The following is a 13,621-nucleotide window of genomic DNA, read 5'->3' as shown; positions in this document are numbered from 1 at the left end:
TACTCTGATTTACATAGTTTAAGTCTAACTGACGACTTCGAATGTACATGAATCTCGCTTGGCTACAGCCTGTTTAACGGGGATTCCAAGGCTTTGACATGTCATCAGGACCTTGAGCTTCCTGTCTGCAGGGGCATGCTCTGAAAGGATAACCGCGCTTAAACACTCTTTATTTAGATACAACTTATTTCCGATGATCTCTTCATCGGACAACACCCAACGAAATTCTTTTTCGTAACACCAGTTCGAATGTTTAACTTTGAATATGTCCGTTCCCAGTTTTGCAGTTCTTGACTCACCTAATGATTCTAAGCTGAATATGCTCGGATCATCTTCATATTGGACCTTAAAGCAGTTGAGGTTCAGATCTCCGTTATAGTGATTGAGGTCATACTCGATACACATACCTTTAAAATTGTCGCCGTATTGAGACCAAAGTATTGGGTGGTTATTCGATTGAGAGAAGCACATAACCTTGAAATTATTCTGAAGTCTTGTGTCGCGTAGTAGATTGAATTCAAAAGGGTTATTAAAGGTTTTAGCGTAATCAAACCATAACGAGCACTCAGATATAGACTGTATGTTTCTATCGTGGAGCGATCTGAACTTATAAAGTTTAGGCAACATATCAAACACCTAGTTTACAAAATTGCCTGATGTTAACACTTTAACCCACAATAGAAGCCTGAATGCATAGCATTTGATTGCTCAATCACTTAATTTATTCATATAACTGTTTGATAGGTCAAAATTTAAACACTAAATGGTGGTCTGTTTAAGTCTTTGTTTTACTGTGTGGAACTAGGCTATAAATCTCTCAGACTTTTCGAATAAGATACAACGTAACTTTATTCATAGCGAAAGTTACTCTATAAAGTCGAACTCGAGTGGGGGAAAGTGAACGTTTAAAAGCCGAACTCAAAAGAACGGCTTGATTTGAAATAAAGCTTACGATTGAATCTAGATTAGAAATGGTACCTTGCACCGATGTAAGCCGTTTGAGATGAAACATCGACGGAGTCTATTTCAACACGTGCATTTCGGTAACCAAGATGAATATCGATATGGTCTGTAATGATCGCACCAAGCTCACCGCCAACCTGATAAGCCGCTTCAGATTCCGAACCTGACATTCCGAACGCTTTTGCTTCCATATCCATAGAACCAACGCCAGCTAATAGAGACACATACAGATCTAATACGTCACCTTTAACAATAAACTTAGGCTTAATATTTACAAAGAAAGCTTGTCCTTCAACATCCATTACATCGCTATAGTTAACTTTTCCGATTTTGCGGTACTCGGCCTCTAATCCCAGTTTAACAACATCGTGGGTATTGAATTCGTAGCCACCAACTAAGTTGTAGCTGAAGTCTGATAGATCAGATGAATCTTCAATTGCGCTATCACGGTATTCTAATTCCGTTTCATTATAAAAGCCGACGTCAACACCTGCATAAAAATGACCATTTTTCCTAGGAGAGTTCTCGTTGTCACTTGCAAACGCGTGTGAGCTGATACTAAGAGCGGTGAAAAAGGATAGGGCGATCATACTGATTTTCATATTAAGCCTTTTAGATAATGAGTTATTTTTAATTCCAGAAGATGTTAACAAACAAAAGACATACTAGTTAATGTGAAATATGTCTAAACATCTGATTTTAAAGACTTGCTGGTAATAGATATGTCAGCATCTCAGTTGTAAGACAAGCTATGTTCGTCTAGAAAGTGCGAATAGGATTCGTGTTGCGTTGTAACTTCTTTAACTTAGACCGCAAGCTTAGGTCGAAATGGAGTTACTTAACTAGGCTTGTTATTAACAAAAAGGCTTAGCAAAACTAGGAAGCTATTGATCACAAATGATGCTGGTTGATAGAGCTTGGTAGTTAACACAGTCTTCATATAAGTTTGCTAAAGAATACGTTGGTTTTTCTCGAGTACTTATTAGTTCTTTGAGAAGAAGTAGCCAGCTTTCTTAGTTCGTTTGTAATGAGGGTTTAGTAAGCAATTTTTGATCTGAGTAATTAGTTTTAGAAATAGAGTTTCTTTTTTTGTTGTTGGCGTTCAACGTATCGATCGAGGTTCAGGATTAATTTGAACCGGCTTTGGTGGTTGGACGCTGCAGAACGATAGTTCGTGAGAAAATTTAACTGGATTAAGAGTAGAACTTTGCGTGTGGAGTTATTAAGAAACACGGTCGCGTGTGCGAAATCTGGAACAAAACCAAGAGCGATGTACACAAGATTCGCGTACAGTACCGCGAGTTATAGGTGTAAACAGAAGCTGCCATAAGTTAGAACATTCAGAACAGATGTCCTCGATGATAAAGTTTGTGTTCAGAATGAGATAGACGTTGGTCAGACATATAATTATTAGCTTCAACGCCTCATAGAGAATACTGGCGAATTTAAGAAGCTGACATTACCAAATGTAACGGTTTAAGGAGAAACGATGATAACAATGGCCTTAGAATTAACCATACGCCACTGCGTATTATGGGGCTGAATTATGTTGAGAGGTTTGCTGAAAGCCTGAATGAAATCAAACGTGGGCGAGGGATATGCTCAATTAGAAAGGTCAGCTTGCTGGCCTTTTTTAATGCTCATCGTGAGAATCGTTTTACGATTGAAGCCCGTAATATAATTTGCATAATACGTATATAATTTATGTCTATCTACACACTTGTTTTTTTGTACAGTATCCCAATGTTAGTACTGGAGACTAACAAAGGAGCAGGTTATGAATAACTCGAAGCATCAATTATTTAATATGACAACCTTAGTCATTTTCGATCATATTAAACACGAAGATCCATTTGATACTAGTTTAGATGTTCGATCTATCAATGAAACGGTTAGCTCTTTTTTTGATAGCAGTAAGAAACCTGAAAATCATTTTTATGTAGTTGATGTTGTACTTAGGTTAACGGAACTTAACTTTATTCAATATAAACACATTAATGATGATGGTGTGATTGGTGCCTGCTTTACTGCTTATGGACGTGAACAATTATCGATTGAGATTGCGAGCCTACAATGCGATCAGAATATCGAAGAACCGCGTTTTTTTGGATTTGGTATAGATATAGCTAAATTAGTTGTTGCAGGTTTAATTGAAAAGTCGCTTTGAGTAAGCTCGATTTGTTCTGCTATAAGCTTGCTTGTAGAGATCAAATGAGTGGACAAGCGAAGCGCGTCAGTCGGTGGTTCACTAGCATCAAGGTACACTATCTTTAATAGTGTACTCTTGGAAAAATATTTTCCGTTTCTCCCCAAAATTGAAACCTGTGACGAATTTCGATGAGCGATACTGAGCGAGGAGAAATGAGAAGCAGGTTGAACGAAAAGAGGTTGGGGTTCCTGTTACACCCCAACTAACTCCGGAATTCCGGAATTTATCGCAATAACTTCTCGGTTTCGCTGACTGTAACGACGCTTGCGTCGTAGTCATCTCGGCTTAAATTTTTCATATCTTCAAAAAACGCTTCATGATCAGGAATCGTTTTCCACGTATACATTGTCACGACTTCATTTGGCACTCTAGAAAGAGCCATTTGGATGATGAACTCTTCCAAGTCCATTTTCTTATTGAGAGCTCCAGAGCAAATTTCGTTAGGCGTGATCTTCAGGTGCTCAGCGAGTAATTTGATCTGAGTTGCTTTAGGTTCAGTCTCTCCATTTTCCCATTTCAAGTAGGTTTGCTTTGCTACTTTTACGCGCTTTGCGATTTCTTCCTGCGTATAGCCACAGTCTATGCGAGCCGACTTAATTACATCTTTCAACATCAAAATATCCTTATGAGTACGCTTTGTTATAAGTATACCACCCGTATTTCGTACCACCGTGTTGAAATACGCTTTATTGTCCTGTAGGTTATAAGAAAACGTACTTGACAGGGTTTTCCATTGTTCTTTATCGACCAACTTTTCATGCAACAAGACCATCACGAAGGGAATTTACCTTTCGTGGGACGTCATGTGATTGAAAGAGTCGAATTAGAAACAGGTGAAAGGCTGCCACCGTCCGTAAATCAAAAAATACTAGAGGGATCTTTTAGTACGAAATTGACGATCCGCTGTGATGGAACACGGGTTCATGTTGAGGGAAATCCATCGCGTTGGCAACGCATTGATAATCTTTTTGGTCTTCAAACATTGGATGAATGTGTTGCAGTTTATAACCATGTTTTAGCTACTTATGATCTTCCACCATTTACCAAAAACACTCGCTTTTCTCATCGCCAATCAGCCGATGGAAACACAGTTCTACCAACACAAAGCGCGCTTAAAAATGATTGGTATCGATATCGGTCAGAAGTTCGATGTGAGCCGTATGTGTCCGACATTAAAACGCTCTGAAGTGATAGAAGTAAAACCGCTTGAAGTTCCGTCTTGGTACAAAATGCCAGTTGTTGCAGAAACCAATATTTTACCGTTCAGAGCTTACGCTTAGGAGTCTGTATGTTGAAAATCGAAGTGTTCAAAGAAGATGTGAAAACCACATCTAGAGTTATGCCAGGTAGAGACGGAAAACCATCTAGAACTATTTATGAGCAGGACGCCTATGTGTTTTTGGAAGGTCGATTCCCAACGTTAACCAAAGTTCAGTTAGACGAAGGCCAAGAGCCTTACGAAGCTGGGCTTTATACATTCCACAGCTCATCTTACGTAGTGAATAACTTTAATAGCGTTGAGCTTAAAAAGTATGGAAAAATCATCGTACCGCTAGAAGTCGAATTATAGAGTACACAAAACTAACGCTCAGAAGCTCTGTATGAGCCCAGAAAGCACCTCAAAATCAAACTAGCCTAAGTGCGTATTATGGCTTCTTATGTAAAATTTGTTGCACTAATGTTTAAATAATCAGTACAGCTCAAATATCGCGGTGATAGGTCTCTCACAAATGTAAATATTTATATATATGAAGCTCTTATGTTGATTGAGACTGAACTACTAGAAAAATATGATTTTCGTCCATTTATAAAAAATGAGACTTAGATCACATGAAAAATAAGATAAAAGAAGAGCTATTCAATAACGGCCTGTACATCAATCAAGTTAATGATCTGCTGCTATGGCATTTTGACGGGCGTGATGAAGCGGCCGCTTTTTTTGGCGTAACGCCTCAAACCGTCAAGAACTGGCAAACTAAAGGGAACTGGCCTTTGTCAGTGATTCGATTGCTTCTAGTTATGCACCGTGGCTATCTACCGACTTCAAGGTCATGGAGAGGCTTTAAGATTCGTGGGGATGTTCTCTACACACCTGGGGGGCGTGAGCTGTCAGCTTATGACCTAATGGAGTTAGATATTAAAATGAGCCTTGAAACCGCCTCTAATGTGGTTCAGTTCAGACGAAAAAAAAAGAGACGTTTTAAGCTTAAGCAGCAAGAGATTAAGCGAACCCTAAAAAATAAAGCTCGTAGAAACGAGCTTTATAGTTGATCGAGTAGGTTCTGTAAGTTCGGGATCTTTTTCGTTTTGTGTTCGGGTAATTTACTCGGGTCAAAGTCTTTTAGTTCAGCTTTACGCCTAGTACTGGCATAGACGCAAAGTGAACTGAACAAGAGGACAGGAACCATAACGATATAAGAACGCCTCATGATTTGTTCTCTAACCTTGTGACACGCTCATCCATTTTTTCAAGCATGACTCTTAGCCACTTCACATCTGTTTTTAATGTCATACCTACACCGATTCCAGAAAAAAGCGAACTAAGCGCAAACACTAAAATAGTCTGATATTCCATTAATCCCACTCTTTGCGAAAGGCTTCCCATAGTCCCACGGCGAACGGCACAACCGTACCAATAAGACCGCCATATTGAACCCCAGTATCTGTCACCGTAGCGGTCAGAAATTCAGGGTGACCAGAGGCTAGGGCAATACCCGCACCAACTAAAGCAATGCCTTTCTTCGTTGAAGGTTGGTCAAGGTCAATGCAAAGGTTATCTTTCAAAAACTTCTTCATAGTAGTTTGTTTCCTTTTAAAAACTTGATGGTGTAGGCGGCGAGAACGCCACCTACCACGGTTAATGCTATGTTCTTGAAATCTGCTTTCGTCATGCCATGGCAACCCCTTCACGCGCCATGCTCAAGCCGTAATAATTGCCGACTTCTTTACGACTCATCGCATGTAAGAGCTTGGCTAGTTGCTCATTGTTGTTTACATCGACTACTTGATTAGGACTGATCCCCGTCCACTTGCTAACGTGTTCAATATAAAGCTCGGTATCGTTTTCAATCGATGGTGCGAAGCGGTTAATCATCTCGCTTAAGGTTCGAAAACCTTGTCTTGAATAGCTGCGAAGGATCCGCGCACCTGCGCGAAAACCATAGGTCGGGTGCTTAAACTCTTCGAAGCTTTTATCGAGGTCGAGAAGGTGTTCACCGTCCCACTGAGTGCGATCACCTTTAGACTCACGAATGTTTAGCGGGTTGTTGTTGCGTACCCCGCGCGGTAGTGTCTTTCTATATGTCATGTAGGCAAGCCCCCCAATTATGCAGACGCTTGCGGTAATGATGGTTTTTGAGGCCATACCACATCTTCCGGATTAGTGAACGTTTGAGGAATATCGCGTAGTGCTTGGCGATATTGGCGGAACGTTGTGGCATCGATACTCAAATCTAATACCTTGTTAATAAGATCGTCAGCTTCTTTCATTAGTGGTTCTCGAGCTTTACGAACTTCATTAAAGTCAGAAAAGCGTAAAGTGACTTGTGATATATCAATCTCATCAAGGAGCATTTGAACAGCTTGAGCTTTGGTAATTAGACCACCTACAACAGCCGTTTGTTTTCCATCTACTAATACAATCACAGTTACACTCTCCAACTTTTATCTAGTTCAGGCCAAAGCCCCCAACGGTCAAAATCAATCACACCATTTGCGACACCAAACAAACAAATCAGGATTTCCCCTTCATCACCACCAACTGTTCTATCTCCAAGAACAATACCGTCATGACTAATACCCGACGCTAGATTTAAAGCCTGTGATGTTGCCGAAGTTTGTAGGCCACGGGTTTCCCAACCATTGCCATGGCTAATTTGCGTAGGCCAACCACTCAATGAACCATCAATTACTTTAACGATGGCTGCGCCTGTCATAGCTCCCTGATGATTTCCGTTTGCCCAAAAATCATTGAGGCGTGAAGGGTGAGTACTGTCACTACGCTTAAACTTGATACGTAGGATGTCGAAATAACCGTTAATATACGTATTAGATCCAATTACGTTTTTGCGAAAATCTTCAGCAACACCATTTCCTGTGTAGTCTTTGTGGGAACGACCATGCAAAGTCGCTTCTCGCGTAATTTCGAACTCTTGGCAATAGATAGTTTTAAAACCGCGAATAGATTTAGTGTTGACTGTTTCCATTCGTTGGTTGCGTGTTAACAAAACATGCGGAAGCTCTCCATGCACATCATTAAGCACTGAACTAACACGTCCGTATTGGTCACTAACAAACTTATCCAAAGTCACTTTTTTGGCTTTAATCAGTGCATCAAACTGAGTTTGCATCGTTCGAATAGCACCGCCCTTGATGCTATCGAGTAGGTTTCGGGCTTCGGTCACCAGTTGGCCGATTGCCGCAAAATTAGTGTTCATAGAGTTTGTTTCTCCATTTCTTGTGCAACGTTCTGTAGGCGAGGGAGCGTATTTGCTGCCACACTATCCGCCAGTTCGTGAACGTCATTATCTGATTCGAAAATATGGCGTTGTATCGATACAACGGCCGCACTTAATGACACCTGATTGCTGTAAATGCCTTGCATCATGAGTAGGGCGTCTACTTGTTCAGGCTGTAAGTTTTTAAGATGTTCCGTGAGTGGGTCGCATTTCACGACCACTCGACGGGGCATAAGGTGGCTCATCGATGAACCTCCATCATTGCCAGTTTTAAAGGTGTGTTGCTGTTGTTATACGCCCAAAGTTCACCACCACCTGTAACGGTCATTCCTGCGGGAGCTTTTCTGTCTCCTATAATCGGTAAACCCACGACAGCGGAAACGTGGCTATCACCAAGCATGGCTTCCACTTCCAAATCGCTAATGTTTTGGATAATCGCCTCTAGCCGTGTCACTGAGGCGTTAAATAGGCGTTTCTTTTGGTTCGGTTGAATCACCAAGTGGTCGCGACTAATGAATCGTTGCGCCGTTTCGGTTCGAGTCGTGACGACTGAACGTATTTCACTGACGGCCATGGATTCGCTGAACTTAACAAGGGCGGGTGGTGTGGTTTTCAGATCGCGTTTAGTGAGCTGATACACCACGCGAATCGATGAAGCGTGAGGGTTGATAATCTCAAGCTCTTTGAAGCTTTCGATATCTAATGTATCTCCCGCATCGACTCGGATGTTTTCACCGTTGTCACTTCGAACGTAAAGGTACTCTTGGGACTCACGAACGATGAGCCACTTATCAGAGCCGACACCAAAACGTTTTTCTTCATTAGCCTTAAGGGTTAGCTGTTTCATTGCGCCCCCTTAAAGGCCATAGCGACCATTCCGATACCACACGCCACCGCGACTGCAATCGCAACTTTAGACATTTCGCCCGCACTGCCTGTTTGAGAGCGTGAAGCGGTATTTTCTGCCATGGCTAGAGCGGCGCGGGCGTTCTCTCCCGATTGCGTCGCCATCGCTTTAATTGCGGCCGTGGTATCTGCGCTGTTCTGTCGCATGTTATCCATGGCCTTTTTGCTGATATCGCCGTTTTCTTTGACGGAATCACGGCCAAAATCTAACGCCTTGGCTAAAGACTCTTTACCAAAACCCAGAGCCTGCTTGAGCGACTCTTGATTCGATTTTAGAGCCTCTTTGCTGACGTTCTCATTAGAGCGAAGCGCTTCTTTACTCACGCTTTCATTCGTCTTGAGGGCATCGCGGCCAAAGTCTAGAGACTTATCAACGGCTCGCTCATTGGCTTTTAGCGCGTCAGAGCCAAGCCGTGACGCTTCTCTCATCGCCGCACTGTTGCTATTCATGGCGTTTTTCGCAATTTCTGACGCGGCTTTTACTGAGCCGTGGTCAGTCATCGAGATATTGCCAATATTGCCGTTCACACCAGATATAACGACCCCAAGGTTGTCGCCACTGATTGCACTTGTGCCGCTTGTATTGGTCGTGTTGGTTGTGTTCGCGCTTGAACTTTTACCGCCTTTACCCATGACAGCCCCCAAGATGCAGAATGTAGCTACTTTCTACCTGAGAGACGCGTTCATCGAGTTCAAAACCGAATGACGCTAAAACTCGTCCCATGCCTTTGCGATAGGTGTTATAGCTAATTGAGGCGTAGCCCATGGCTTCGCATCGCTCGATGATAAGCGGCGCCGCTTCTTGCATGCCTTTTCCGACCATCGCATTAATGTGGTAACTCCCATCAATGACACGTCCGACAAAGCGAAGTAACACGCCACGCGCTTTTATCAGGTACAACCCAGATTCACCCGCCTTGATACGTTCCACCATTTCAAGCCATTCGGCTTTGGCCTGTGGGGAACCCACAAACGCTTGCTTTAGCTCTCGAAGGTGATAGTCAATATCTCTTCGGGTGTAGGGGATGAATTGAATGCTTAAGATTTTTTTAGCCACATCATCACCCCAACGATTACTGCTACCCAAGGCAGCCAAGAAGATGGACCGCCCCCAAAGTTGATCGAGCCGTTTCGAATACCCCCGATAGAGTTAGTTCCCGTGGCTTCACTTGGCCCCGCTGAACCGCCTCCGGCATCAATTGGCATTGAGCCGGAGTTCGTCAGACCTCCACTAATACCCGGTATCATTTGCCCCCCTTAATGACTCGATAAGCCACATAACAGCCGCCACTGATAGCGGCGACTTTTAATAATTTGGTTGCACCGGAGCCAGACCAAAAGCCCGCTCCGAATCCAACACCACCCGCAACCAGAGGAAGAAGCACAATTAAAGGCATACTTCCTCCTTACTTATTCACAGCAACAACGAGCACCGTAAGTAATAGGGCCACACCCAAACCGCCACCGACATACAAGAGCGTTTTGTCCGTTTGTCCGGCTTGGCTTCGTGACCCTGTCACTGCATTGCCGTGGTTATCTTTTACGGTCTGCTGTGGTTGCTGTGTTGTCCCTGCATTTTTCGATGCGTCGCTTGTGGTCGCGGCCTTAATCAAGTTCCCCGTACCTTCTCCGACATCATCCAAAAGCCCAGAGCCAAAATCGGTTAAATCTTCCCAAAATGACAAGAGTCACCCCCTTACACTAAATCAGGGCGAACAACTTCCACTGACTCAACAATGATTGGAATCGAGCCAACAGGCTTATTCGTTTTTACCGTGAATTTCAGCTCTGAGTTGTGCGCGGTTGTGAACAGCTCATCGATGTAAAAACCACGCATGATTGGATCGAAGTGGAAGCAACCCGCTTGCCAGAAACGGCGGTTGCGCTTGGCTCGCATATCTTCCAGTGCGCGCGTTGCATCGTAGACTTTCACAAAATCACGGTAGATTTGCAGCGTATGGATTTCGTCACTTAAGAAGTGCATGCGGCGCACGAGTTGAAGAGGGCCCGAAACCAGATCGAGAAATTCATTCTCGGTTGAACTGGCTTGCATGGTTTGCTTTTTGATTTTTGGCACAACGACACGGGCAGGCTGACGAGCTGACACGGTCGCCCATGCTTGCAGCTGTACCTTTGGCGCGTTCGCTTGAGTCGTTGAAGCGATTTCGACTTCTAGCGTGATGTTGTCGCCGCCTTCTGTCACAAGACCTGTGTAACGCACACCGTTTTTAGTTTTCGCAGTGATGTCAGACAGTGGAATGGTAAAGAATCCGTCTACTTGAGCCAGTCCCTTATACGCTTCTAGCTTTTTGATGAGTTCACCGTCTAACACGATGATTTCATCTGCATTCAGCGAAAGCGTCACACGGCGAAGCTGCGCTGCAGATAGGTTGGTTTGAAGAAAGAACTCTTCATATGTGGGACCAATTGGAATGGTCAGTGTGGCTTTTTCGCCGTAATCCGCACCAGTAAACGAATTAAGTTTCGTTGGAGTCGACATAGTAATTAACTCCCTTAACCGATGGTGTCTTCAACAGCGTCAACGTTGTTTGACGCCCAAACCACACCCGCCGCAGCAACAGCCGCAACGAAAGCAATAACCGCGAGTTTCTTTGGTGTAAAACCTGCCATTTGTAAATACCTATAAAAAACCGCCCAACATTAGGCGGTCTTATTGGTACTGCTTTATATGCCTTCGATACCTAATGGTTATGTGCCTTAGATATGCCTTAAGTGTGATTTATTTCACGTTTACCAACGGATTCGGCCTTTTTCAACGACCACGCCGTATTGCTTGAAGTAGTCGAACTTGACTAATTTTGACTGTTCAATGGCACATATTCCGGTCAAGTCTTCAAGGTATCGGCGGCTCTTGGGTGTCTTGGTTAGCATGATGTAGCCATATTCACAGTTATCGATGATGGTCTTAGGTACTTCTTGGCCACGTTGGAATAGGTTAATGGTGTGAATGTTGTAAGAGCGTCCAAGGCGCAGCAACTTGCCATGGTAGCCCGTGGCTTTACCTGAGCTTGTCGAGTTCTCCGCGACTTCTTCACAGATAACCTTGAGTGCCTTTTTGTGCTTTCCATCGCCGCAGCTCCACACCACACGACAAAACAGGTCGAAGTCTTTCGCAGAAGGCTCTGAGGGGCGATAAACTATCTTGAAACCTTGCTTGGTTTCTCGTCCGGCCATCAGCGCACTGGCGAACGTGCGTAAGTTGCCATAGACACGGATTTTACGACCCACGATTTGGCCGTCATATTCACGCTTTGGATCATAAATGGCGACTTGGTCAGTCGAAGATATGAGTAATTTCTTAGCCAAGGACGATTTACCCGAACCCGACATACCGACAATGTAGGCGTGGTGGTTATCAAGTGTGTTGTTATTGTTGATTGGTTCCATATCTAACCCTAATAAAAAGACCGCCCGAAAGTGGGCGGCCTTAGTGTTACTGCTTTATGTGCCTTCTATGCCTAATATCAAGCGGCTTAGATATGCAATAAGTGTGATTTATATCACTTAACGGCTTAATGCGCGGTGTGCTGCTCTTTTTCTTTCTGCGCTTCGTTGATTGCATCTATGGCCGCTTGTTGGTCGGCTTTCTTGAGGCCGCGATACTGCATGAACAGGGAAGCGGTAATACCTAGTGCGACCATTCCCAAGGAAATCTCTTCCTTGTATTTCACTGCCCAGGGAGGGGGCGCAACGTTGTATTTTAAAATCACCGGTGCTGCGGCTTTTGCTAATGCGTGGGCGTTCTCTTCACCAATCTCTAGACGTTCATCAAGCATTTCTTTGACGGCAAAGTCGGCCATACCCATTCCAACCAGAACGGTTTGCTCTGTGGCTTCGAGTGCCAGTTTCTGAGCGTTCACGGCTTCGGCTTTCTCGTCTGCTTTGTCTAACGCGGCTTGCGGGTCAAACTCGGTTTCCAGTTCTTCTAGGAAGTCGTTTTTATCTTGCTCGGTGTGCGTTTCAATTTCTTCTGCATCGATGACAGGTTGATCGAGTTCTACAGTGTTTGGTTTGTCCATGGGATAGGGTGTCCTTATACAGCTCTTAAAATCGTGACGGCTTTACCAAGGGTTAGGCCAATAAATGCACCGATGCCAGCGCAAAATAAACTGGATACGCCTTTCGGTTCTGTTTCGGGTTGTGGGGTTTCGGTTGGGGCTTCCTGCAGAACTTCGACTTCTTCGGTTTGCTCAACAGGGGCAGGAGGGTTCAGCTCTTCTAAAGGCTTGTACTGCTTTAGATAGTCTTGAGTATTGGCATTGCTGCGCTGCTCCGTACACTTACAAACGTTACAACGTCCCTTTAGGTAGGCCGAACGTTTACCGCTGCACTGGCTAACTTCCATCGCTTCATCGCAATTCGGGGCGGTGCATTTCACATAACCTAGAATCATTGTTCTTCTCCTTGAATCTGCTTGAGCTGTTCGCGTAGTTCATCGATTTGTTGCTGTAGGTTTTCGAGCGCGGCCACTTTGCTGTCGAAGATTTCACGGGCGGCTTCGAAGTTGGCGATGGCATAGTCCTTGACGGTACCGACCAATTTAAGAGGGGATATTTTCGACCAATCGGGGGACGCATCCTCGAGAACGCGGCGCGATTCCTTAATACCGGTGATTATTTGATTGAACTGTTTTTTGAGGCTCATAAGACCATGGCCTCGCTAACTAACCCAAGTTTGAGTAGGACATCAACGGGCACTTGTGCCTGTCCCGTCTCCCAACGCGAAAAGGTAGCTTGAGTGATTTCAAGGTTGTTTTGAGAAATGAAGTCTTTCTGTTGTAGGCCAGAACGTAAACGTGCATCACGTATCAGTTTAGCCGTAATAGGGTACTTATATTTGGATGGTTCCATAGCTCGTTGCCTTAACTGACGTTAAAAGAAACAAGCCGGAGGTTTTACGAACGATTGATATTATACATGCTTAGTAGAGGTAAGGTACTTGTTTTATATGAATGTGCAGTTGTAATTCACATTTAAGCGGTGAATGTCGCTCAATACTCATATAAGTCATTGTTCTTTTTACGATAAAACCATTAAAATTGTATTGTTTAATTTTACGATTCTGG

General features: G+C 43.8%; 24 protein-coding genes and 1 pseudogene. 4 read left to right on the top strand and 21 right to left on the bottom strand.

Going from position 1 to position 13,621, the window contains the following annotated elements; genetic code table 11:
- Positions 1-24: 24 nt before the first annotated feature.
- Complete coding sequence (locus FLM53_RS24120) at positions 25-627, bottom strand: DUF2971 domain-containing protein (protein ID WP_176681151.1); 603 nt, start codon at positions 625-627, stop codon at positions 25-27.
- 338 nt (positions 628-965) lie between these two features.
- Positions 966-1,565: a porin family protein gene (locus tag FLM53_RS00425; RefSeq protein ID WP_176681152.1), complete on the bottom strand. Its 600-nt coding sequence runs from the start codon at positions 1,563-1,565 to the stop codon at positions 966-968.
- Positions 1,566-2,740: 1,175 nt separating this feature from the next.
- Between FLM53_RS00425 and FLM53_RS00420 the strand changes: the two genes are divergently transcribed.
- Entirely contained in the window at positions 2,741-3,130 is a 390-nt protein-coding gene (locus FLM53_RS00420; RefSeq protein ID WP_176681153.1) for a hypothetical protein, read from the top strand.
- A 265-nt stretch (positions 3,131-3,395) separates the two neighbouring features.
- Here the strand turns inward: FLM53_RS00420 and FLM53_RS00415 are convergent, their stop codons facing one another.
- Positions 3,396-3,785, bottom strand: coding sequence for a helix-turn-helix transcriptional regulator (locus tag FLM53_RS00415; RefSeq protein ID WP_032546585.1), 390 nt, complete (start codon positions 3,783-3,785; stop codon positions 3,396-3,398).
- A 120-nt stretch (positions 3,786-3,905) separates the two neighbouring features.
- Here FLM53_RS00415 and FLM53_RS00410 point away from each other — a divergent pair.
- The 3 genes and pseudogenes from FLM53_RS00410 to FLM53_RS00400 all read left to right on the top strand — a co-directional run bounded on the left by FLM53_RS00410 (position 3,906) and on the right by FLM53_RS00400 (position 5,443).
- Positions 3,906-4,452 (top strand): annotated as a pseudogene (locus FLM53_RS00410) (phage/plasmid replication protein).
- Positions 4,453-4,460: 8 nt separating this feature from the next.
- Complete coding sequence (locus FLM53_RS00405; RefSeq protein ID WP_102388154.1) at positions 4,461-4,742, top strand: single-stranded DNA-binding protein; 282 nt, start codon at positions 4,461-4,463, stop codon at positions 4,740-4,742.
- A 260-nt stretch (positions 4,743-5,002) separates the two neighbouring features.
- A complete protein-coding gene (locus FLM53_RS00400; RefSeq protein WP_176681154.1) occupies positions 5,003-5,443 on the top strand; it encodes a DUF3653 domain-containing protein in 441 nt (146 codons plus the stop codon).
- A 154-nt stretch (positions 5,444-5,597) separates the two neighbouring features.
- Here the strand turns inward: FLM53_RS00400 and FLM53_RS00395 are convergent, their stop codons facing one another.
- The 18 genes from FLM53_RS00395 to FLM53_RS00310 form a co-directional block, all read right to left on the bottom strand.
- Positions 5,598-5,747, bottom strand: coding sequence for a hypothetical protein (locus tag FLM53_RS00395; protein WP_004739099.1), 150 nt, complete (start codon positions 5,745-5,747; stop codon positions 5,598-5,600).
- Positions 5,747-5,968, bottom strand: coding sequence for a hypothetical protein (locus tag FLM53_RS00390; protein WP_004739097.1), 222 nt, complete (start codon positions 5,966-5,968; stop codon positions 5,747-5,749). The genes FLM53_RS00395 and FLM53_RS00390 overlap by 1 nt, the downstream gene beginning before the upstream one ends.
- A 91-nt stretch (positions 5,969-6,059) precedes the next feature.
- Positions 6,060-6,479: a virion protein gene (locus tag FLM53_RS00385; protein ID WP_176681155.1), complete on the bottom strand. Its 420-nt coding sequence runs from the start codon at positions 6,477-6,479 to the stop codon at positions 6,060-6,062.
- A gap of 17 nt (positions 6,480-6,496) precedes the next feature.
- Positions 6,497-6,661: a phage tail assembly chaperone gene (locus FLM53_RS00380; RefSeq protein WP_370780769.1), complete on the bottom strand. Its 165-nt coding sequence runs from the start codon at positions 6,659-6,661 to the stop codon at positions 6,497-6,499.
- Between the two features lie 158 nt (positions 6,662-6,819).
- Positions 6,820-7,608: a hypothetical protein gene (locus FLM53_RS00375; RefSeq protein WP_176681156.1), complete on the bottom strand. Its 789-nt coding sequence runs from the start codon at positions 7,606-7,608 to the stop codon at positions 6,820-6,822.
- On the bottom strand, positions 7,605-7,874 hold the full coding sequence (locus tag FLM53_RS00370; protein WP_176681157.1) for a hypothetical protein: 270 nt from the start codon (positions 7,872-7,874) through the stop codon (positions 7,605-7,607). The genes FLM53_RS00375 and FLM53_RS00370 overlap by 4 nt, the downstream gene beginning before the upstream one ends.
- Complete coding sequence (locus FLM53_RS00365) at positions 7,871-8,476, bottom strand: hypothetical protein (protein ID WP_176681158.1); 606 nt, start codon at positions 8,474-8,476, stop codon at positions 7,871-7,873. The genes FLM53_RS00370 and FLM53_RS00365 overlap by 4 nt, the downstream gene beginning before the upstream one ends.
- Positions 8,473-9,168: a hypothetical protein gene (locus tag FLM53_RS00360; protein ID WP_176681159.1), complete on the bottom strand. Its 696-nt coding sequence runs from the start codon at positions 9,166-9,168 to the stop codon at positions 8,473-8,475. Before FLM53_RS00360 ends, FLM53_RS00365 begins: the two co-directional genes overlap by 4 nt.
- Positions 9,161-9,505 (bottom strand): hypothetical protein, encoded by a 345-nt coding sequence (locus FLM53_RS00355; protein WP_256867712.1) that lies wholly within the window; start codon positions 9,503-9,505, stop codon positions 9,161-9,163. Before FLM53_RS00355 ends, FLM53_RS00360 begins: the two co-directional genes overlap by 8 nt.
- A gap of 68 nt (positions 9,506-9,573) precedes the next feature.
- Complete coding sequence (locus tag FLM53_RS00350; RefSeq protein WP_176681161.1) at positions 9,574-9,783, bottom strand: hypothetical protein; 210 nt, start codon at positions 9,781-9,783, stop codon at positions 9,574-9,576.
- Positions 9,780-9,932, bottom strand: a complete 153-nt coding sequence (locus FLM53_RS00345; RefSeq protein ID WP_176681162.1) for a hypothetical protein — start codon at positions 9,930-9,932, stop codon at positions 9,780-9,782. Before FLM53_RS00345 ends, FLM53_RS00350 begins: the two co-directional genes overlap by 4 nt.
- A gap of 9 nt (positions 9,933-9,941) precedes the next feature.
- A complete protein-coding gene (locus tag FLM53_RS00340; protein ID WP_176681163.1) occupies positions 9,942-10,220 on the bottom strand; it encodes a hypothetical protein in 279 nt (92 codons plus the stop codon).
- Between the two features lie 11 nt (positions 10,221-10,231).
- Complete coding sequence (locus FLM53_RS00335; RefSeq protein ID WP_176681164.1) at positions 10,232-11,035, bottom strand: major capsid protein P2; 804 nt, start codon at positions 11,033-11,035, stop codon at positions 10,232-10,234.
- A gap of 251 nt (positions 11,036-11,286) precedes the next feature.
- Positions 11,287-11,943: an ATP-binding protein gene (locus FLM53_RS00330; RefSeq protein WP_176681165.1), complete on the bottom strand. Its 657-nt coding sequence runs from the start codon at positions 11,941-11,943 to the stop codon at positions 11,287-11,289.
- Positions 11,944-12,068: 125 nt separating this feature from the next.
- Positions 12,069-12,575 (bottom strand): hypothetical protein, encoded by a 507-nt coding sequence (locus tag FLM53_RS00325; RefSeq protein ID WP_176681166.1) that lies wholly within the window; start codon positions 12,573-12,575, stop codon positions 12,069-12,071.
- Positions 12,576-12,589: 14 nt separating this feature from the next.
- Complete coding sequence (locus FLM53_RS00320; RefSeq protein WP_176681167.1) at positions 12,590-12,949, bottom strand: hypothetical protein; 360 nt, start codon at positions 12,947-12,949, stop codon at positions 12,590-12,592.
- On the bottom strand, positions 12,946-13,200 hold the full coding sequence (locus FLM53_RS00315; protein WP_176681168.1) for a hypothetical protein: 255 nt from the start codon (positions 13,198-13,200) through the stop codon (positions 12,946-12,948). The genes FLM53_RS00320 and FLM53_RS00315 overlap by 4 nt, the downstream gene beginning before the upstream one ends.
- Positions 13,197-13,406, bottom strand: coding sequence for an XRE family transcriptional regulator (locus FLM53_RS00310; protein ID WP_176681169.1), 210 nt, complete (start codon positions 13,404-13,406; stop codon positions 13,197-13,199). The genes FLM53_RS00315 and FLM53_RS00310 overlap by 4 nt, the downstream gene beginning before the upstream one ends.
- Positions 13,407-13,621 lie beyond the last annotated feature (215 nt).

The organism is Vibrio sp. Scap24 (assembly GCF_013394185.1).
Lineage (GTDB): Bacteria > Pseudomonadota > Gammaproteobacteria > Enterobacterales > Vibrionaceae > Vibrio > Vibrio pomeroyi.
The sequence above is the reverse complement of the archived record's forward strand: the minus strand, read 5'-3'. Positions and strand labels throughout refer to the sequence as shown.